Source organism: Allobosea sp. P4_C6, from assembly GCF_056402015.1.
In genome coordinates this window covers 1-694 of the sequence record NZ_JBFUIF010000323.1, presented here as the reverse complement: position 1 = coordinate 694, position 694 = coordinate 1, and the positions used below count along the sequence as shown (strand labels likewise).

1 pseudogene is annotated in these 694 nt (G+C 63.0%); it reads right to left on the bottom strand.

Going from position 1 to position 694, the window contains the following annotated elements:
• Positions 1–408: 408 nt before the first annotated feature.
• Positions 409–694: pseudogene (locus AC1DVA_RS28935) on the bottom strand (hypothetical protein); the annotation flags it as partial.

Here is a 694-nt window from a genome sequence, read left to right as displayed (position 1 = left end):
CTGTATGGAGAGCGGAGAGCTAGCTTACCTTTCGTAACAAGGTGGCGTGATGTTGTTTTTCAGTCAGCAGTCTCTTGGCGTGTGGTTGAGAATCGGGTCGGTGCTGCTGGTGGCCGCCCTGGTTGCGACGCCTGTGCTTATGATAAAATCACCGTGACCGCACAATGTCCGGCGGAGAGCCGTTTTAGTTGCAGTACGTGTGGCTCGCCCGCTGTCGGGGTGATGGCGGACGTCCACGATGGGGCGCGTGTCTTTTGCCTCCGCTGCGGCGCGAGCGTCGGCACCTGGGCCGATTATTGCGAAGCGATATCCATGCACATCAGGCGCATCTCACCTGCCCAGTTCAGCGCTAGTCCGCTCGATATGATGATGTAGGCGTGGCCTGCTGGGTGCGGCGTTGCTTGCGGTTCATGACTGCGTCCTCCTGTGTATCCCGATGGCTGCGAGGGAGGCTTCGGCCTGCGCGACACGGTCAGCGTGCCAGGCGGACCAGCAGCCGTCGTGCAGCCAGACCTGATCCGGCGCGATGCCGATGGCGAGCAGGATGTCTCCCGCCCGTTCGGGGCCGCCGCAACTGCCGCAACTGCCGCACTGCCGCAAGGGGGCGGAGGAAAAACTAACTGGATTGCGGTATTGCCAGTGCACGAGACAGGCCTGGTAGGCGGCGTCCTCGGCCTCGGCCCTCGACTTCCCC